This is a genomic window from Litorihabitans aurantiacus (genome assembly GCF_030161595.1).
Classification (GTDB): domain Bacteria; phylum Actinomycetota; class Actinomycetes; order Actinomycetales; family Beutenbergiaceae; genus Litorihabitans; species Litorihabitans aurantiacus.
The window spans coordinates 2,134,502-2,152,839 of sequence record NZ_BSUM01000001.1 but is presented as its reverse complement, the minus strand read 5'-3'; the positions used below and the strand labels follow the sequence as shown (position 1 = coordinate 2,152,839).

Annotated in this window: 15 protein-coding genes and 1 tRNA gene; 9 read left to right on the top strand and 7 right to left on the bottom strand. The window is 73.6% G+C overall.

The window, feature by feature from the left end; all coding sequences use genetic code 11:
• Window positions 1-40: 40 nt before the first annotated feature.
• Both QQK22_RS10190 and QQK22_RS10185 read left to right on the top strand, forming a co-directional pair.
• Window positions 41-1,180 (top strand): YlbL family protein, encoded by a 1,140-nt coding sequence (locus tag QQK22_RS10190; protein ID WP_284250825.1) that lies wholly within the window; start codon window positions 41-43, stop codon window positions 1,178-1,180.
• On the top strand, window positions 1,177-1,737 hold the full coding sequence (locus QQK22_RS10185; protein WP_284250823.1) for a DinB family protein: 561 nt from the start codon (window positions 1,177-1,179) through the stop codon (window positions 1,735-1,737). Before QQK22_RS10190 ends, QQK22_RS10185 begins: the two co-directional genes overlap by 4 nt.
• A 21-nt stretch (window positions 1,738-1,758) precedes the next feature.
• On the opposite strand, the gene QQK22_RS10180 is transcribed toward QQK22_RS10185, so the two are convergent.
• Window positions 1,759-2,328 carry a PPA1309 family protein gene (locus QQK22_RS10180; RefSeq protein ID WP_284250822.1) on the bottom strand — a complete coding sequence of 190 codons (570 nt, stop codon included), beginning with the start codon at window positions 2,326-2,328 and terminating at the stop codon, window positions 1,759-1,761.
• Between the two features lie 176 nt (window positions 2,329-2,504).
• Here QQK22_RS10180 and QQK22_RS10175 point away from each other — a divergent pair, with 176 nt between their 5' ends.
• Both QQK22_RS10175 and QQK22_RS10170 read left to right on the top strand, forming a co-directional pair.
• Window positions 2,505-5,510, top strand: coding sequence for a UPF0182 family membrane protein (locus QQK22_RS10175; RefSeq protein WP_284250821.1), 3,006 nt, complete (start codon window positions 2,505-2,507; stop codon window positions 5,508-5,510).
• A gap of 120 nt (window positions 5,511-5,630) precedes the next feature.
• Window positions 5,631-5,704, top strand: a tRNA-Met gene (locus QQK22_RS10170).
• A 116-nt stretch (window positions 5,705-5,820) separates the two neighbouring features.
• Here the strand turns inward: QQK22_RS10170 and QQK22_RS10165 are convergent.
• The 6 genes from QQK22_RS10165 to QQK22_RS10140 form a co-directional block, all read right to left on the bottom strand.
• Window positions 5,821-6,654: an amidohydrolase family protein gene (locus QQK22_RS10165; RefSeq protein WP_284250820.1), complete on the bottom strand. Its 834-nt coding sequence runs from the start codon at window positions 6,652-6,654 to the stop codon at window positions 5,821-5,823.
• Window positions 6,651-7,406 carry an amidohydrolase family protein gene (locus tag QQK22_RS10160; RefSeq protein WP_284250819.1) on the bottom strand — a complete coding sequence of 252 codons (756 nt, stop codon included), beginning with the start codon at window positions 7,404-7,406 and terminating at the stop codon, window positions 6,651-6,653. The genes QQK22_RS10165 and QQK22_RS10160 overlap by 4 nt, the downstream gene beginning before the upstream one ends.
• Before the next feature lie 14 nt (window positions 7,407-7,420).
• The gene (locus QQK22_RS10155) at window positions 7,421-7,828 is read right to left on the bottom strand and encodes a type III PLP-dependent enzyme domain-containing protein (protein ID WP_284250818.1); all 408 of its coding nucleotides are present in this window, start codon (window positions 7,826-7,828) and stop codon (window positions 7,421-7,423) included.
• A complete protein-coding gene (locus QQK22_RS10150; RefSeq protein WP_284250817.1) occupies window positions 7,789-8,655 on the bottom strand; it encodes a type III PLP-dependent enzyme domain-containing protein in 867 nt (288 codons plus the stop codon). Before QQK22_RS10150 ends, QQK22_RS10155 begins: the two co-directional genes overlap by 40 nt.
• Complete coding sequence (locus tag QQK22_RS10145; RefSeq protein ID WP_284250816.1) at window positions 8,652-9,884, bottom strand: glycoside hydrolase 5 family protein; 1,233 nt, start codon at window positions 9,882-9,884, stop codon at window positions 8,652-8,654. Before QQK22_RS10145 ends, QQK22_RS10150 begins: the two co-directional genes overlap by 4 nt.
• Before the next feature lie 87 nt (window positions 9,885-9,971).
• Window positions 9,972-11,042, bottom strand: a complete 1,071-nt coding sequence (locus QQK22_RS10140) for a LacI family DNA-binding transcriptional regulator (RefSeq protein ID WP_284250815.1) — start codon at window positions 11,040-11,042, stop codon at window positions 9,972-9,974.
• A 560-nt stretch (window positions 11,043-11,602) separates the two neighbouring features.
• Here QQK22_RS10140 and QQK22_RS10135 point away from each other — a divergent pair.
• The 5 genes from QQK22_RS10135 to QQK22_RS10115 all read left to right on the top strand — a co-directional run bounded on the left by QQK22_RS10135 (window position 11,603) and on the right by QQK22_RS10115 (window position 18,240).
• On the top strand, window positions 11,603-12,478 hold the full coding sequence (locus tag QQK22_RS10135; protein WP_284250813.1) for an ABC transporter substrate-binding protein: 876 nt from the start codon (window positions 11,603-11,605) through the stop codon (window positions 12,476-12,478).
• Between the two features lie 87 nt (window positions 12,479-12,565).
• Entirely contained in the window at window positions 12,566-13,495 is a 930-nt protein-coding gene (locus QQK22_RS10130) for a carbohydrate ABC transporter permease (RefSeq protein ID WP_284250811.1), read from the top strand.
• 88 nt (window positions 13,496-13,583) lie between these two features.
• Complete coding sequence (locus QQK22_RS10125; RefSeq protein WP_284250810.1) at window positions 13,584-14,507, top strand: carbohydrate ABC transporter permease; 924 nt, start codon at window positions 13,584-13,586, stop codon at window positions 14,505-14,507.
• Window positions 14,504-16,879 carry a glycoside hydrolase family 3 N-terminal domain-containing protein gene (locus QQK22_RS10120; RefSeq protein WP_284250809.1) on the top strand — a complete coding sequence of 792 codons (2,376 nt, stop codon included), beginning with the start codon at window positions 14,504-14,506 and terminating at the stop codon, window positions 16,877-16,879. Before QQK22_RS10125 ends, QQK22_RS10120 begins: the two co-directional genes overlap by 4 nt.
• Complete coding sequence (locus QQK22_RS10115; RefSeq protein WP_284250808.1) at window positions 16,876-18,240, top strand: glycoside hydrolase family 125 protein; 1,365 nt, start codon at window positions 16,876-16,878, stop codon at window positions 18,238-18,240. The genes QQK22_RS10120 and QQK22_RS10115 overlap by 4 nt, the downstream gene beginning before the upstream one ends.
• The last annotated feature ends 98 nt before the right edge of the window (window positions 18,241-18,338 follow it).

The window sequence follows — 18,338 nt, the reverse complement described above, 5'->3', positions numbered from 1 at the left end:
GCTGACGGCGCAGCCGCGCACGGGCTGCGAGAATGACGCCGTGAGCACGCCACGCCAGCCCCCGGAACCCGCCCGTCCCGGGTCCGTGCGCACCTTCGATCCGTTCCCGGCCCCCGTGCGCGCGTGGGAGCGGGTCCCGGCCGCCGCGTTCGTGCTCGGCCTCGTGCTCGCGCTGCTGCTCCTGCTGTGCGTGCTGGTCCCGGCGCCCTACGCCGTGCGGATGCCCGGCCCCACGGTCGACACCCTCGGCGAGGTCGACGACGTCCCCCTCATCACGATCCACGACGCCGAGACCTACCCGACCGACGGCGAGCTGCGCCTGACCACCGTGTCGGTCGCCGGCGGCCCCGGCTACCCGGTCTCCGTCGGCAACGTGCTGCGCGGCTGGCTCAACCCGGCCGTCTCGGTCGTGCCGCGCGAGGCCGTCTTCCCCGACGGCGAGACGCGCGAGGAGGCGGACGAGCGCTCCCAGGCGCAGATGACCTCCTCGCAGACGTCGGCGACGGTCGCGGCCCTCGAGGCGCTGGACTACGAGGTTCCCGCCGACCTCCTGGTCGCGGGCGTGGTGGAGGACGGCGCGGCACACGGCGTGGTGGCCGAGGGCGACTCCGTCGTCGCGATCACGGTCGGCGGCGAGCGGACCGACGTCGCCTCCTTCTCCGCGCTGACCGACGTGCTGCGCGCGACGCCGCCGTCGACCGCGGTCGTCCTCACCGTCCGGCGCGACGACGCCGACGTCGACCTCGACCTCACCACGGGCGACGACGGCGAGGGCGGCAGCACCCTCGGCGTCCTGCTCGACCCGGCCTACACCTTCCCGGTCGACGTGGACATCGAGATCAGCAACATCGGCGGCTCCAGCGCCGGCACGATGTTCGCGCTCGGGATCATGGACCGGCTCACCCCCGGGGACGCCACGGGCGGCCGCTCGATCGCCGGCACCGGGACGATGGACCTCAGCGGCGACGTCGGCCCCATCGGCGGCATCGTGCAGAAGATGAACGGATCGGTGCGCGACGGCGCCGAGTACTTCCTCGCCCCGGCCGACAACTGCGGCGAGGTGGTGGGGCACGTCCCTGACGGATTGACCGTGTTCCGGGTGGCGACGCTCGAGGAGGCGTGGACCGCCGTGCAGGCCATCGGCGCGGACGACACCGCGGGTCTACCCTCCTGCTCATGACGCGTGCACCGCTGGACTGGACCTCGCTCCTGCTGACGCAGCTGACGTGGCACTGGGACGCCCAGCTGCGACCGCGCCTCGAGGGCCTGACCGACGAGGAGTACCACTGGCGCCCCGCGGCGGACTCCTGGTCCCTCGTCCGTGAGGGCGAGGGCGACGCCCCGATGGCCGTCGGCGCGGGGGAGTGGAAGCTCGAGTTCGGCATCCCCGAGCCGGAGCCCGCCCCGGTCACGACCATCGCGTGGCGCCTGAACCACCTCCTGGTCGGGGTGTTCGGCGAGCGCAGTGCGAGCCACTTCGGCGGCCCGCCCGTGACCTACCGGACCTACGACTACCCCGGAACGGCGGCCGACGCGCTCGCGCGGCTCGACGAGGCGCAGGCGTTCTGGCGCGACGGCGTCGCCGGGCTCGACGACGCGGCGCTCGCGGCCCCGTGCGGCGAGGACGGCTTCGAGCAGGACCCGATGGCCGCGCTCGTGCTCCACATCCACCGTGAGGTCATCCACCACGGCGCCGAGATCGCGCTGCTGCGCGACCTGTACCTGCGCCGCGGCTGACGGCAGGTCGCGGACCCCCTCCTACTCCAGCGTCGCGCCGAGCGCCGCGACCAGTCCCGGAACGGTGTCGGGTCCACCGACGACCTGGTCAGCGGTGTCGTGGGTCCGGGCGCGCAGCGCGCACCACGACTCGCCCGTGCGCAGGACGCCGACGGCGATGCGCACGTCGCGCGCCTCGGGGTGAGCGCTGAGCGCCTCCACGGCTGCGCGGGAGTCGGCGTCGGCGGCGTCGCCGTTCGCGAGCTCGGCCTCCACGCTCGGCGGCACCACGAGGCGTTCGACGACGACGGCGGCCCCGTCCACCGCGTCCGGCCACGCCAGCTGCGCCAGCAGGTCCTCGAGCGAGTCCGCGTTCGGCAGACCCTCCTGCTCGACGGCCGTGAGGTGATCGGGGTCGCCGCCGTCGTCCGGCAGGACGGAGGCGAGCGAGGGGTCCGCCGCGAGCGCGTCGGCCGTGCGCACGAGGGCGAAGACGCGCACCGGGGCGTCCCAGCCGTCGGCGGCCACGTGCTGCTCGGTCTCCCGGACGCCGCGGGCGAGGGCGGCGGTGCGGGCGGCGGTGGTGTCGTCTGCCTGCTCGGGGGTCGTCATGACTCGATCATGGCACCCCGCGAGACGCCGTTCGACGCGCCTCCGGGGGCCGCGGCCCCTGTGGGAAACTTGGGGGAGCCGGTGGACGTTGTCCCTCGTGAGGCGAGGCGACCGTCGTCGTCGACGACTCCTCCGCTCCGCACGACCTCTCTGCCCCGAACCGAAGGTGCCACCTCGTGACCACCGCAGCACCGGCCAAGCCGGCTCGCCGCCGCCGCTCCCCGCTCGCTCCGACGCTCCTCATCCTCGCCGCCCTGCTGGTGGCCCTGTTCGCCTCGTCCGGCCTCGTCACCGAGTGGCTCTGGTACAGCCAGCTCGACGTGACGCAGGTGCTGCGCACCGAGTGGATCACCCGCACGATCGGTTTCGCCGCCGGTGCCCTCGTGCTCGGCGGGGCGACCTGGCTCAACCTCTGGCTGGCCCACCGCAACCGCCCGGTCTACGCGCCGGCCACGCCGGAGCAGCGCAACCTCGACCGCTACCGCGAGGCGGTCGAGCCGCTGCGCCGGGGCGTGCTCATCGGTGCCCCGATCCTGCTGGGCCTGTTCGGCGGCCTCGCCGTCTCGAGCCAGTGGCAGACGTTCCTGCTCGCCCTCAACGGCGAGTCCTTCGGCCAGAACGACCCGCAGTTCGGCATGGACCTGTCGTTCTTCATGTTCACGCTGCCGGCGCTGCGGTTCGGCGTCTCCTTCCTCATGGCGGTCACGTTCATCTCGGCCATCGCCGCGGTGGTGACGCACTACCTCTACGGCGGCCTGCAGGTCGGCCAGGGCCCGCACGTCAGCCCCGCCGCCCGCATCCACCTGGGTGTCGTAGCGACGCTGTTCGCGCTCCTCATCGCCGCCTCGTACTGGCTGGACCGGTACTCGCTGCTGGCGCAGGAGGGCGACCGGTTCGACGGCGCCGCCTACACCGACATCTCGGCCGTGCTGCCGGGCCGCGAGATCCTCGCGATCATCGCGATCGTCGTCGCCGGCCTGTTCGTGGTCGCCAGCGTGCGCGGCACGTGGCGGCTGCCCGCCGTCGCCGTCGCGCTGATGGTCGTGGCGGGCCTCGTGGTCGGCGGCATCTACCCGGCGCTCGTGCAGCGCTTCCAGGTGGTGCCGAACCAGCAGTCGCTCGAGCGTCCGTTCATCCAGCGCAACATCGACGCGACGCTGGCGGCCTACGGGCTGCAGGACGTCGAGACGATCGACTACGCCGCGACCACCACGGCGGAGGCCGGCGCGCTGCGCGAGGACGCCGAGGCCACGGCGAGCATCCGCCTCATGGACCCGACGATCGTCTCGCCGACGTTCCGCCAGCTGCAGCAGATCCGCCAGTACTACTCCTTCCCGCAGGACCTCTCGGTCGACCGCTACGACCTGGACGGCAGCGGCACCACGTCCGACACCGTGATCTCGGTTCGCGAGCTGAACCTCGACGGCCTCGCCGCCGGTCAGCGCAACTGGACGAACGACCACACGGTCTACACGCACGGCTTCGGCGTCGTGGCCGCCTACGGCAACTCGCCCGGCGCGGGCGGTCAGCCCGAGTTCCTCGAGGGCGGCATCCCCAGCTCCGGCGAGCTCGGCGATTACGAGCCTCGGATCTACTTCGGCAAGGAGTCGCCCGAGTACTCGATCGTCGGCGCGCCCGAGGGCACGGACCCGTGGGAGGTCGACTACCCCTCGGACGAGGAGGAGGGTGAGGTTCTCTCGACCTACACCGGTGACGGTGGCCCGGTCATCTCCAACCCGCTGCTGCGGGCGTTCTACGCGCTCCGCTTCGGAAGCCAGGAGATCCTCTTCTCCGACCGTGTGACCAACGAGTCGCAGGTCCTCTACGACCGCGACCCGCGCGTGCGCGTGGAGAAGGTCGCGCCGTTCCTCACGGTCGACTCGCAGACGTACCCCGCCGTCATCGACCAGGACGGCGACGGCGTGGGCGAGGTCGTGTGGATCGTGGACGCCTACACGACGTCGAACTCCTACCCCTACTCCGCGCGCCAGGCGCTCGAGGAGGCGACGCTCGACTCGACCCTCGTGGACGCCAACGGCAACCCGCTGACGGTCACGCAGATGCCGGAGTCGGTCAACTACATCCGCAACTCGGTCAAGGCCGTGGTCAACGCCTACGACGGCAGCGTCACGCTGTACCAGTGGGAGGAGGCCGACCCGGTCCTCGAGTCCTGGAAGAGCGTCTACCCCGACCTGGTGCGCCCGATGTCGGAGATGTCCGGCGAGCTGATGAGCCACGTGCGCTACCCCGAGGACATGTTCAAGGTCCAGCGCGAGCTGCTGAACACCTACCACGTCACGGACGCGGGCCAGTTCTTCGCCGGGTCGGACTTCTGGCGCACGCCGGAGGACCCGACCGAGGAGGGCACGGTCAACCAGCCGCCGTACTACCTCACGCTGCGGATGCCGGAGGAGGAGACGTCGTCCTTCTCGCTGACGACGTCGTTCATCCTCGACGCCGACAACCGCAACGTCCTGCGCGGGTTCGCGGCCGCGGCCGGTGACGCCGGGGACGAGGACGGGGTCAAGGCCGAGGGCTACGGCAAGATCCGGCTGCTCGAGCTGCCGGGCGGCTCGGCCATCCCCGGCCCCGGCCAGGTGCAGAACAACTTCGACACCGACCAGCAGGCGGCCCAGACGCTCAACATCCTCGACCAGCAGGGTTCGGAGGCCGTGCGCGGCAACCTGCTCACGCTGCCCGTGGGTGGCGGTTTCCTCTACGTGCAGCCGGTGTACGCGCAGGCGTCCGGCGGTACGCAGTACCCGCTGCTGCGCTACGTGCTCGTGGCGTTCGGCGACCGCATCGGCTTCGCCACGACTCTGGACGAGGCGCTGGACCAGGTGTTCGACGGCGACTCGGGCGCCTCGGCCGGCGACGCCGGCACGAACCCCGACGTCGAGGTCGAGCCGGTCGACCCGACCGACGACCCGAGCGACCAGCCGACGGACGAGCCGACCGAGCAGCCGACCGAGGAGGGGTCGGCCACGCCGCCGCCCGCTCCGGCCGGCACGCCGCAGGAGCGGCTCGACACCGCGCTGAACGACGCGCAGGCCGCGCTGACCGCGAGCCGCGAGGCCCAGGTCTCGGGCGACTGGGCCGCGTACGGCGAGGCGCAGTCGGACCTCGACGACGCCATCCAGCGCGCGATCGCCGCGCAGGAGGAGATCGACGGCGGGGCCTGAGTCCGGCTGATCGATCGTCGCTCCACCACCGGTCCGGGCCGGGTGGCCGCCTCGCGTGAGGCAGGTCACCCGGCCCGGATTTGGCTTCCGGGAGGGCCCCGCGTAGAGTGGAATCACCGACGCGGGGTGGAGCAGCTCGGTAGCTCGCCGGGCTCATAACCCGGAGGTCGCAGGTTCAAATCCTGCCCCCGCTACTTCGAGAAGTAGCAGCACGAAGGCCCGGACCAGACGGTCCGGGCCTTCGTCGTTCTCCAGTGCCGCAGACGGGGTGACGGCGCCGCGGGACCCCCGTGACGCCGTCGCCCGCTGCTCAGACGACGCGCAGCGCGCGCCCCGCGCGGGCGTCGACCACCTGCCCGTCGCGCCACGCCGCCCGGCCCTCGAGCCACACGCCCGTCACACCGGTCGCGAGCTGCCGCGGGTCGGCGTACGTCGCCCGGTCGGTCACCGTGGCGGGGTCCAGCAGCACGAGGTCGGCCACGGCTCCCTCGCGCAGCACGCCGCGGTCGGTCAGCCCCACCACGCGCGCCGGGCGCGCCGCCAGGTGCTCGACCGCCTCGGGCAGCGTCAGCACCCCGAGCTCGCGGACGTACCTGGCCAGGTAGCGCGCGAACGTCCCCCAGCCGCGCGGGTGCGGGCGATCGCCGACGAACAGGCCGTCGGACCCGCCGCAGTGGCCGGGGTCGCGCATCATCGTGCGCACGTTCGCCTCGTCACCCACGTGCATGAGGATCGTGGTGGCGAGGTCGTCGGCCACCACGAGGTCGAGCGCGACGTCGGTCGGGTCCTGCCCCCGCATCGCCGCCACCTCGGCCACCGAGTGCCCGACGGCGCCGGCCAGCTCGGCCCGCCCGACACCGGCGATCTCGATGGCCGACCAGTCCACGGGGACGAGGTGCGCGCCGTCGGACTCCCCGTTCTCGAGCGCGCGGGCGATCCGGGCGCGCACGGTCGCGTCCGCCAGCCGCGCCAGGAGCGCGTCAGGACCGCCCGCGCTGGCCCACCCGGGCATCAGCGCCGCGAGGGTGGTGCCTCCGGCCAGGTAGGGGTAGGTGTCCATCGTGACCTCGACACCTTCGGCCCTGGTCGCCTCGAACAGCGCCAGGAGCTCGTCTGCACGCCCGGCGTTCACGGGGAAGTTCATCGTCGCGTGCGCGAGGTGGATCCGGCAGCCGCTGCGCCGTCCGACCTCGAGCGCCTCCGTGTACGACTCCAGCGCGCTCGACCCGTAGCCACGCGTGTGCGGGCTCCAGAAGCCCCCGCGTCCGCGACGACCCGCGCCAGGTCGATGAGCTCCTCGGTGTCGGCGTACATCCCCGGGGCGTAGGTCAGCCCGCTCGACATCCCGACGGCTCCGGCCGCCAGCGACTCCGCCAGGAGCGCACGCATCGACGCACGCTCGGCCCCGGTCGCCGGGCGGTCGGCGCTCCCGACCGTCAGCAGCCGCAGGTTCCCCTGCGGGGCGAGCACGGCGGCGTGGGTCGAGCCGCCCCGGTCGAGCACCGCGAGGTACTCCGCCATCGTGCGCCAGGAGATCTCCGGCAGGTCCCCGTTCCACCCGCGGATCTGCCGGCGCACCTGAACGAGCGCGGCGTCGTCGAGCGGGGCGTAGCCGATGCCGTCCTGCCCGATCACGCGCGTGGTCACCCCCTGGGCGAGCGAGGCGGCGGCGTGCACGCCGCTCACGTGGTCGAGGTCGGCGTGCACGTGCATGTCGACGAAGCCCGGCACGAGCGTGAGCCCGTCGGCCACGACGTGCTCGCCCCGGGGCTCGAGGCCGGGCGCCATCGCCGCGACGCGGCCGTCGCGCACGTGCACGTCGCAGCGGCGCGCGGCCGAGCCCGTGCCGTCCACGACCTCGGCACCGGTGATCGTCAGCTCCATCGGGGTCTCCATCGTCGTCGCTCTCCTCAGAAGTACGTCTCGACGGCGCCGGTCACGGCCGGTCGCTCGGCCGCCGCGTCGTCGATCAGCGGCACGAGCCGCCACCGGTCCAGGGCCGTGCACGGGTGACTCAGACCCAGGCGCACGACGTCGCCCACCGCGAGCTCCTCGCCGGGCGTGCGCAGGAACGCGTGCTGGTCGTTGAGCGCGCTCACGTGCCCGGCGAGCGGGCGGACGCCGCCGTCGGCCGCGTGCACCAGCTGCGGCACCGGCAGCCCGAGGTCGCTGCTGAGATCGCGCTTCCCGGCGTCGAGCACCGCGAGGTGCGGCTCCGGCGTCGAGAGCACGCGGGCCCAGCCGTGGATCGCCGCGCGCAGCGGGTCCGCGTCGTGACTCAGGGGCGAGACCTCGCGGTAGTGACCGTCGTCGTGCACCTGCGCGGCGCCCGGGCGCAGCAGGACGAGGGTCCCGGGGTCGAGGGCGGTGGCTCCGCCCAGCTCCTGCGCCACGACGTCGAAGAACGTGCTGCCCGAGGCGGTGAGGATCGGCTGCGGGTGCTCCATCCGCGCCACCAGCTCGTGGTGCAGCGCGCGCAGCTCGCGGCACCAGGCGCGCACGCGTTCGAGCGAGGCGGGGGAGCGGTCGCCGGCCAGCGCACCCTCGTACCCGCCGGTGCCGGCCAGTCGCAGGTGGGGGAGGCGAGCACGGCGTCCGCGACGGCGATCGCCACCTCCCGGGTCCGCGCGCCCGTGCGGCCGCCGTCGCCCCCGAGGTCGACGAGGACGTCGAGCGAGCCGCCGACCGCGGCGCACGCGTCGTGCGCCGCGCGGACCGCGGCCGTCGAGTCGCACCACAACCGGACGCGGTCGCGCTCCGCGCCGGCGAGCCACCGCAGCAGCGCGGGGTCGGTGACCTCGTTGGCGACGAGCACGCGGGGGACGCCAAGGGTGAGGGCCACCTGCGCCTGCCAGCCGGTGGCCACCGTGACGCCCCACGCGCCCGCGTCCAGCATCATCTGCCACAGGGCCGGGGCCATCGACGTCTTGCCGTGCGGGGCGAGCTCGACGCCGGCGCCCGCCGCCCACGCGGCCATCCGGGCCGTGTTGTGGGCCAGGGCGCCGGCGTCCAGCGTGAGCAGCGGCGTCGCGAGGTCGCCCAGGTGCAGTCCCGCCGTGCCGACGTCGTCGACACGGGTGCCCCAGAGGCTCGCCGGGAACGACTTGTGGTGCGGGCCGACCGTGGACCCACCGGTGGCGCTCACGCGGAGGCGAGCTGCACGACGTCGCCGTCGATCGCACCCTCGCGCCCGAGCACCCGGCTCGTCACGACGGCGGGGCGCTCGCCCCGGGCGGCCAGCGCGTGCCACGCCTCGAAGATCGCGCCGCCGGGGGCGAGCGCGGTGCGGCTGCGCGGGCGGTCGGCGTCGTCCACCTCGACCACGACGGCGGTGGTGCGCGGCGCGGGCGACGGCGTCCCCGTCGCGCGCGCCCCGGCGACCATCTCGGCGAACGCGTCGCCGACCGGCTTGCGGCGGTTGTCGGTGTCCAGGAGCCCGAGGGAGTACTCGAGGTCCTTGTAGTCGCCGAGGTCGCGCGAGACGTCGTGCGAGCACCACCAGGTGACGCCGTACAGGCCCTCGGTGTCGAGCGCGGCCTCCACCGTGCGGCGCGTGAACTCGGGCATCTCCTCGGGCGCGAGGTTGAGCGAGGGGGCGCCCACCTCCTGCAGCCAGATCTTCCGGTCGGCGTCCGTGGCGAAGGCGCGCGCCATCTCGATCATCCACTCGGCGTGCCGCACGGACTCGCTCGACAGGGCGCCGTAGCGCTTCGCGGTGCCGTTGAAGATCCAGGAGTGCACGGTCGTGACGTCGCCCAGGCGCGCGGCGTGCACCGGCAGGAACGGGTGCTCGTCGCGGTACCAGAGGTGGTCGTTCTCGCTGTGGGTGATGACGTGGCGGGGATCGGCGTCGCGCGCGCCGGCGAGCAGCGACCGCAGCCAGTGCTCGACCTGGTCGCTCGTGGCCGGCATCGCGTCCGGGTTCGGCGGCTGGAACTGGTTGACCTCGTTGCCGAGCGTGAGCCCGAGCAGGTTCGGGGCGTCGCGCACGACGTCGTAGACGGCGCCCACGAGCGCGGCCTGCGCGTCGATCGCGGGCTGGTCGGTGAACATGTTGCCGCGGTGCCAGTTCACGAGCCACGCCGGCACGAAGTCGAAGCCGGACATGTGGCCCTGGATCACGTCGACCGCGACGTCGAGCTCGAACTCCGCCGCGACGTCGGTCACGAGGCGGATGTCCTCCAGCGCCCGCTGCCGGATCAGGGTGCGGTTCGGCTGCAGCGTGGGCCACAGCGGGAAGACGCGCACGTGGTCGAGACCCATCGCGGCCAGCGCCTCGAAGTCGCGGCGCACGACGTCGGCGTCCACCGCCATCCACTGGAACATCCAGTCCTTCGACGGGGTGTAGTTGGCGCCGAAACGGGGCAGGGACATGGTTCTCCTCGGGTGGGGCGGTGCCGCCGGAGGGCGGCCGTGGTGCGGGACGGGGCGTGCCGGCGGGCGGCGGACGCGGGGGAGGGGCTAGGTGGTGGCGGGTGCGGGTCCGGTGGACTCGCGAACGACGAGGCGACGACCGGGGACGACGACGGAGGCGACCTCCTCGCGTCGCACGAGCCGCGCGACGAGGTCGACGACGGTGCGTGCACTGGTCTCGACCGGGGCCTCGAGCGCGGTCAGCCGGGGGCGCACGAGCTCGCTCACGAAGGAGTCCTCCCACGCGATGACCGAGACGTCGGCGGGGACGCTGACACCGAGCTCGGGTGCGTGGGCGACGAGCTCGGTCGCCATCACCTCGCTGTCGACGACGAGGGCCGTCGCCCCGCGGCGCGCCTCGAGCGTGGCGCGGACGGGGTCGGGAGCGTCGTCGGGCCAGTGCAGCAGCACGGTCTCGATGTCGCGACGGCGCGCGGCCCGCGTGAACTGCTCGGCCCGGGAGACTTCGTGGGCGAGCGCGTGGCCGGTGCCGACCCTCGCCACCACCCGGTGGCCCAGGTCCGCCAGGTGGTCGAGGACGGCCTCGAGCGCGGCCTGGTCGTCGAGGGTCACGGCCGGCACGCTCGACCCGGCGGGCGGCGATCCGAGCACGACGGCGGGGGCGCGGAGCTCCTCCAGCAGCGCCAGCCGGGGGTCCGAGCGCCGGACGTCGACGAGCACGAAGCCGTCGACGCGCTGCTCGTTCCACCACTGCCGGTAGACGCCGAGCTCGCCCTGGGGCGGCACGACGGTCAGCGACAGGGACCAGCCGATCTCGGCCAGGGGCGCGGTCAGGCCCGCCAGGAGGCGGACGAAGAACGGGTCGCGCTCGAAGGAGTCGTGATCGCGCGCCACCACCAGACCCAGGCTGCGACCCGCCGAGCCGGACACGCGCCGGCTCGCGACGTTGGGGCGCCAGTTCAGCTGGTCGGCGGCGGCCATGATGCGTTGCGCGGTGGCGGCCGAGACGTTCGGTCTGGCGTTGAACGCGTGCGAGACGGCCGACGGCGAGACCCCGGCGAGCCGCGCGACGTCGGCGATCGTGGGGCGCCGGGTCGGGGTGGTGGTGCGCACGGCAGGGCTCGCACCCAACCCCGCACCCGCGGTCGCTCCGCTCATGCTGACGCCCTCCGGCCCTCGTGGTCGTGGCGGTCGGATCCCCGCCCTGCGTTCGTCAATCTATGGTGTTGACGGTGCGATGTAAAGCGGTATACGTTCCATCGCATCGCGTTTGTGAAGCGGTATACATCGACCCCCACCGCAGGAGGTTCCACGGTGACTGCCCAGGTGAGCCGACGCGCCGTGCTCGGCGCCGGACTGCTCGTCCCGTTCCTCGCGGCGTGCGACGCCGGATCGCTGATGCCCGCCTCGAGCGCCCCCGGGACCCTGGTGGTGCACTCGCAGTTCGCCGGCGCCGTCGCGGGGGCCGACGTCTTCCGCCGCATCGTCGCGCGGTACCAGGAGCGCACCGGTCGCAGCGTCGCGACGCTGAGCAACGGGTCCGACCTGCCGATCGTGTTCGAGACCTCGGTGCTCGCGGGCAAGGAGGCCGACGTCGCGATCGTGAACATGATGGGCAAGACCCTCGCGTGGACCGGTGCCGGTGCCACGGTCGACGTGTCCGACCTGCTGCGGCAGTGGGGTCTGGACTCGCGCATCGAGCCGGGCGCGATCTCCGAGTGGTCCGACGGTCAGGGCGGCTGCGCGCCTTCCCGTACTCGCGGACCAACTGGCCCGTCGCCTACAACACCGGCCTGCTCGCGGAGGCCGGCGTCGACATCCCGACGACCGCCGACGAGCTCATCGCCACCGCGGACGCCCTGCGCGCGATCGGTGCGGGTCCGGTCGCGATCGGCGGCTCGGACTGGACCGGCCAGAAGCTCTTCATGCAGATCCTGCAGGCCTACCTGACGCCCGAGGAGGCGGCGGACGTGTTCGCCTCGGGCCGCTTCGGCGACAGTGCGGGTGCGATGGCCGGGATCCAGCACTTCGTCGACCTGCGCGACGCCGGCGTCTTCGTCGACAACGCGCAGGGGTTCACCTCCGACTCGATGCTCACGCAGTACTCGACCCGGAGCAGCGCCGTGATGTCCTCGATGTCCTCCGCCCTCGCCCTCGTCTCGCCGGAGCGCGCGGCCGAGACGACGATCGGCGGCTGGCCCGTGCCCCCGGGGGCCGTGCTGACCCAGCCGAGCGTGATCCAGAGCTTCAACGGACTGGGCATCTGGATCAGCGACAACGGTGCCGAGAAGCTCGACCTCGTCCGCCCGTTCGTCGAGTGGATGTTCAGCGAGGAGGTCGTGGCGGAGTTCATCCTCGAGTCCGGCCGCGACCTCAACGCCGTCACCGAGACGCGCTCGGAGAACCACCCGCTGGTCGCGCAGGCGCAGGACCTCATGGCGAGCGGCACGGTCGACCCCGTGATCCTGCCCGACCTGCTGATCCCCGACGTCGTGTTCGAACCCCTGACGCAGGCGACAGCAGGTGCGTTCGGCCCCGGCGCGAGCGCGGACCGGATCGTCGACCTGCTCCAGAACGCCTACCGCAACGCCTGACGCGCCCGCGCCGCAGCACATCAGCACTGCAGCGCAGGAGCCCAGCAGACCCGACCGCAGCACGCCTGCGCCCCGAAGGAGACACCGATGGCCGCCGTACTCGAGGTTCCGCGGGGCTCGGCGCCCCGCGGCGCGCGCCCCGCGGCGCGCACCCGTCCGGGCGTGCGGGAGAGGTTCCCCGGGCTCGCGATCCCGGCGCTCGCCTGGTACGCGATCTTCACCATCGGCCCCGTCGTGGCGATGGTCGTCATCGCGATGCTGCGCTGGCCCGGCATGCTCGAGACGCCGACGTTCACGGGCGGCGGCAACTTCGCCGCCGTGTTCGCGGACCCGACGTTCGCCGACGCGGTGCGCAACACCGCCGTCCAGCTGGTCCTCAGCCTGCCGCCGATGATCGCGCTGGCGTTCCTGCTGGCGTTCTACGTCGTGCAGCGTCCGCGCGGCCACCGCGTGCTGCGGTACGTCCTGTTCATCCCGGCGCTGATCTCGGCGCCCGCGACCGCGCTGGTCTTCTACGCGCTGCTCAACCCCGACGGTCTGGTCAACGGCGTGCTGCGCATCGTGGGCCTGCCCGGCGACCGTGCCTGGCTCGCGGACCCCACGACGGCCCTGGGTTCGCTCATCGCGCTGACGCTGTGGAGCGGCATCGGCTACTCCGCCGTCCTCATCGCCGCGCGGCTCGACTCGGTCGACGACGAGGTGGTCCAGGCGGCCCGCATGGACGGCGCCGGCCGGGGTCGGCTCGCCTGGGGCATCTACTGGCCCATCGCGCGCGACTTCATCGGCGTCGTCACGATGCTGCAGTTCCTCGCGATCCTGTTCAGCTCCGCCCAGAACGTCCTGCTGCTCACGCGCGGCGGTCCGGGCACCGCGACCACCACGCTCTCCTACCTCATCTACCAGCGCGCGTTCGTCGACGCCGACCTCGGCGCGAGCCAGGCGATCGGCGTCGTGCTGTTCGTGCTGGGTCTGATCGGGATGCTCGCCATCCGCCGGTTCCTGCGGGCGACGTACTGATGGGCCGCCCGACCCCGCACCCCGAGCCCGCTGCGACCGCCGCACCCCGCTCGGCTCGTCCCACCCGACCCACGTCTGGAGCGCAGCGATGACGCAGACCGTCGCCCCCACCCCCGCCGCGGCCGGGACCGCGCTGCCGGCCACCGCGCCGTCGCCCTCACCCTTCCGTCGGCGCCGCATCCGCCAGGGCCTCGGACTCGGGCACGCCGCGAGCGGCGTGCTGGCGTGGGTCTACGCCGCCATGCTGGTGGTGCCCTTCTACTACTTCATCGTCTCGAGCTTCAAGAGCAACGACGAGATCTTCGCCGACCCGCTCGGGCTGCCCTCGAGCTGGTCGCTGGACAACTTCACGACGGCGATCGACAGCGCCGACCTCGACCTCGCGATCGTCAACTCCGTGCTCGTGACCGGAGGCGGGCTGCTGCTGACGCTGTTCCTGGCCGTGCCGGCGAGCTTCGCCCTCGCCCGCACGACGGGCCGCGCCGGGCGCGTGATGGAGCGGCTGTTCGCGATGGGGTTCCTCATCCCGACGTTCGCAGCGCTGTTCCCGACGTTCCTGCTCGCGGCCACGCTCGGGCTCTTCCACACCCGCACGTTCCTCATCTTCCTGCTGCCGGCGACGGCGATGCCGCTCTCGGTCGTGATCCTCACGCAGTTCATGCGCACCATCCCGCGCGAGCTCGAGGAGGCGGCCTCGATGGACGGTGCCACACCGCTGACGGTGCTGCGGCACGTCTACCTGCCCATCTGCGTCCCGGGCATCGCGACGGTGGTGCTGCTGAACTTCCTGTCGTTCTGGAACGAGTACCTGTTCTCGCTCATCATCATCGGACCGGACCCGGCGCAGCGCACGATCCAGGTCGCGCTGCCGACGCTCCGCCTCGACACCGGCACCGACTACGGCGTCCTGATGGCCGCGACGCTCGTGACGCTGCTGCCGGTCTACCTCGTCTACACGCTGCTGCAGCGCCAGATGCAGCGCGCGCTGCTCTCGGGGGCGGTCAAGGGATGAGCGAGGCGCAGATCGAGCAGCTCGAGAAGGTCGAGCAGATCACCGCCGGCCTCACCGTGCGCGAGAAGGTCGGCCAGCTCAACCAGCGCCTCAAGGGCTGGGAGGCGATCGCCGTCGACGGCGGCCGCCCGCGCCTGACCGACACCCTGCGCGCCGAGGTCGACCGCTTCGGCGGCCTCGGGGCCCTGTACGGCCTGCAGCGCGCCGACCCGTGGTCGGGCCGGAGCTGGCGCGACGGCGTCACGCCCGAGCTCGCGCTCGAGGCGACCGCGCTCGTGCAGGACCACGTCCGCACCCAGGGCAGCAGCGGGCTGCCGGTGCTGTTCGTCGAGGAGGCGCCCCACGGTCTGCAGGCGCTCGGCGGGCACACGCTCCCGGTCAACCTCGCCCAGGGCGCGACGTTCGACACCGACCTCGTGGCGCGCGCCGGAGCGGCCGCCGCCGCGCAGATCCGCGCGCGCGGCATCCACGTCGCGCTGCTGTCCGGCCTCGACATGCTGCGCGACCCCCGCTGGGGCCGCGCGGAGGAGTGCTTCTCCGAGGACCCGCTGCTGAGCGCCCGCATGGTCGAGGCGACCGTCCGCGGTATGCAGCGGGGGTCCCGCCCGGACCCCGGGGACGCGCCCACCGGCACGATCGCGCCCGACGGCGTCGCCGTCGTCGTCAAGCACCTCGCCGCGCAGGGAGCCGGGATCGGCGGTCGCAACGGCTCCGGCGCCCCGCTCGGCCCGCGCGAGCTGCACGAGCTCCACCTGCCGGCCGCGCACGCCGCGGCCCGTGCGGGCGTCGCCGGCTACATGGCCGCCTACAACGACATCGACGGTGTGCCGTGCTGCGGTCACCACGGGCTGCTGACCGGCGTGCTGCGCGAGCAGTGGGGCTGGGACGGTCTCGTGATGGCCGACGGCACCGCGATCGACCGGCTGCGCGACGTCACGCCCGACCCCGCGGCCGCGGCCGCCCTCGCGCTGCGCGCCGGCGTCGACCTGAGCCTGTGGGACGAGGCGTACACGCACCTGAGCGAGGCGCTCGACCGCGGTCTGATCGAGGAGCGCGACCTGGATCGCGCCGTCGCCCGAGTGCTGGGTCTGAAGCAGCGCGTCGGGCTGCTGGACGACGCGCCCACGCCGCCCCCGCCCGCTCCCGACCCCGCGGAGCTCGTCGCGCTCGGCGCGCAGCTGGCCCGCGAGAGCGTCGTGCTGCTGCGCACGCGCGAGGACCTGCTGCCGATCCGGCCGGGCGCACGCGTCGCCGTCGTCGGCCCGAACGCCGACCAGCTGGACGCGCAGCTCGGCGACTACACGCCGCCGCGCCCCGACCCGGACTCGGACGCCTCGACCATCGCCTCCGCGCTGCGCGAGCAGCACGGCGCGGAGCACGTCGTGCACGCGGCGGGCTCCGCGCTCTCGCGCGTCGTGCCCGGAGGGCTGGCGGACGTGGCGCGCGCCGCGGCGGAGGCCGACGTGTGCGTCGTCGTCCTCGGCGGGTCGAGCCGCCGCCTCTACGAGACGGAGTTCGAGGCGAACGGTGCCGCCGTCGGGCGCGACACCGAGATGACCAGCGGCGAGGGCATCGACCTGGCCGACCTCGAGCTCGGTGAGCACCAGCTCGACGTCGCGCGCACGGCCCGCGCGAGCGGCACCCCCGTGATCGGTGTGCTGCTCACGGGCCGGCCGCACGCCGTCGGTGCGTTCGCCCGGCTGTGCGACGCGCTGGTGTTCTCGGCGTTCCCCGGTCCGAGCGGGGGTGAGGCGGTCGCCTCGGTGCTCACGGGGCGCGAGATCGCCTCCGGCCTGCTGCCCGTCACGCTGCCCGGTCGTGCCGGCACCTACCCCGTGGCCCACGACGAACGGCGCGAGACCTCGCGCGGCTACGCCGACGTCGATCCCGCCGAGCGCGTGCTCCTGGGGGCCGGCCTGCGCCCCGCGGGGGTCGAGGTCACCCTCGTGCCGGGCGACATCGCGCTGACGACGGCGGAGCTCGCCGCCGGCGCGGCGGCCGAGGTGGAGGTCGTGGTCCGGAACGCGGGGGAGCGCGCGTGCCGCGTCGCGGTGCCCCTGTACGGCCGGGTGCACCGCTTCGCTGTCCGCCCGCGCGTGCGCCGTCTGGTGGCGTTCCGCTCGATCGAGGTGCCCTCCGGCGCGCAGGAGCGGGTGACGTTCCGTCTCGGGCTGGACGCGCTCGGATCGCGCGAGCACGGCGCCGTCCCCGAGGCGGTCGACCAGGACGTCGAGCTGTGGCTGGCGGGCGAGCACCCGCCGGTGGATGCGGCGGACCGCGTGCGTGTGCGCGTCGGTGCCGGGTGGGTCGCGCCAACGGCGAGGATGGAACCGATGATCACGATGGAGGAGGGCCGGGTGACCCCGCGATGACCTCGACCACCACGACCGGGATCGCCGACCCCGCCGGCGCCGGTGCGCGCCGCCCGGTGCCGCCCGACGTCGAGCACCTGCTCGCCGACGTGACGGGCGAGGTGCGGGAGCGGCTCGGCGACGACGTCGCCGCGATGACCGGTGCCGCGCTGCGCCGCACGCTGGAGCGCACCCTGACCGACGACGACCTCGGCGTCTTCGTCATCACGGGGGACATCCCGGCCATGTGGCTGCGTGACTCCACCACGCAGCTGCTTCCGTACCTGCGGCTCCTCGAGGTCAGCCCGGCGATCGCCGATCTCGTGGCCGACGTCGCTCGCCGCCAGACGTGGCTGCTCGCGCACGACCCCTACGCCAACGCGTTCAACCCCGGACCCACGGGTGCGCGCTACGACCCCGACGACCTGCACACCGACCCGTGGGTCTGGGAGCAGAAGTACGAGATCGACTCGCTCGCGCTCCCGATCCTGCTGGCGCACCGGCTCTGGCGCGCGACCGGTCGCACCGACCACCTCGACGAGCGGGCGCACACGGTCGCGCGCACGATCGTGGCGCAGGTCCGCCTCGAGCAGCACCACGAGGAGCGCTCGCCCTACCGCTTCGAGCGTCCGGGCGCCAAGGCGACCGAGACGCTCGTGCGCGGGGGCCTCGGAGCCCCGACCGCGCCCACCGGCATGACGTGGAGCGGTTTCCGACCCTCAGACGACGCGTGCACCTACGGGTACAACGTGCCGGGCAACCTCGTGCTCGCCCAGGCGCTCGGTCACCAGGCCGAGATCGCGGAGCGGGTCTGGGAGGACGCCGCCCTGGCCTCCGATGCGCGGGCGCTCGCGACGGAGATCTCAGGCGGCGTCGCGCGCCACGGCGTCGCCCGTCACCCGCGCCTGGGTCCCATCTACGCCTACGAGGTCGACGGCCTCGGCGCGCAGCTGCTCATGGACGACGCCAACATGCCGAGCCTGCTGAGCCTGCCGCTGCTCGCGCCCGACGTCATCGATCCGGACGTGACGGCCGCGACGCGCGCGTTCGTGCTGAGCGAGGAGAACCCGTGGTTCTTCTCCGGGAGCGCCGCGAGCGGCGTCGGCAGCCCGCACACCGGGCCGGACCGCATCTGGCCGATCGCGATCGCCGTCGAGGGCCTGACGACCGACGACCTGGACGAGCGCCGGCGCCTGCTCCGCCTCATCCTGGACACCGACGGCGGGACCGGCCACGTCCACGAGGGGTTCGACTCCGACGACCCCAGCCGCTTCAGCCGGCCCTGGTTCTCCTGGGCCGACTCCATGTTCTGCGAGCTCGCGCTCGACACCGCCGAGCGGATCGCACCGCTGCGCGGCACGCGAGCCGCCCGACCCGCCTGACCCGCCCTGACCACCACCGACCGCACGCACGAGCCGCACCGCGGCACGAAGGAGACACCGTGAGCAGGACCGCCGTCCTCACCGACCAGGCCCCCGCG

What these genes read in the sequence shown, in the direction of transcription:
- QQK22_RS10180 (WP_284250822.1), bottom strand. Translation starts at nt 2,328, where the DNA reads ATGACGACCCCCGAGCAGGCAGACGACACCACCGCCGCCCGCACCGCC.
- QQK22_RS10140 (WP_284250815.1), bottom strand. Translation starts at nt 11,042, where the DNA reads ATGAGCGGAGCGACCGCGGGTGCGGGGTTGGGTGCGAGCCCTGCCGTG.
- QQK22_RS10125 (WP_284250810.1), top strand. Translation starts at nt 13,584, where the DNA reads ATGACGCAGACCGTCGCCCCCACCCCCGCCGCGGCCGGGACCGCGCTG.
- QQK22_RS10185 (WP_284250823.1), top strand. Translation starts at nt 1,177, where the DNA reads ATGACGCGTGCACCGCTGGACTGGACCTCGCTCCTGCTGACGCAGCTG.
- QQK22_RS10165 (WP_284250820.1), bottom strand. Translation starts at nt 6,654, where the DNA reads ATGAACTTCCCCGTGAACGCCGGGCGTGCAGACGAGCTCCTGGCGCTG.
- QQK22_RS10145 (WP_284250816.1), bottom strand. Translation starts at nt 9,884, where the DNA reads ATGTCCCTGCCCCGTTTCGGCGCCAACTACACCCCGTCGAAGGACTGG.
- QQK22_RS10115 (WP_284250808.1), top strand. Translation starts at nt 16,876, where the DNA reads ATGACCTCGACCACCACGACCGGGATCGCCGACCCCGCCGGCGCCGGT.
- QQK22_RS10120 (WP_284250809.1), top strand. Translation starts at nt 14,504, where the DNA reads ATGAGCGAGGCGCAGATCGAGCAGCTCGAGAAGGTCGAGCAGATCACC.
- QQK22_RS10160 (WP_284250819.1), bottom strand. Translation starts at nt 7,406, where the DNA reads ATGGAGACCCCGATGGAGCTGACGATCACCGGTGCCGAGGTCGTGGAC.
- QQK22_RS10130 (WP_284250811.1), top strand. Translation starts at nt 12,566, where the DNA reads ATGGCCGCCGTACTCGAGGTTCCGCGGGGCTCGGCGCCCCGCGGCGCG.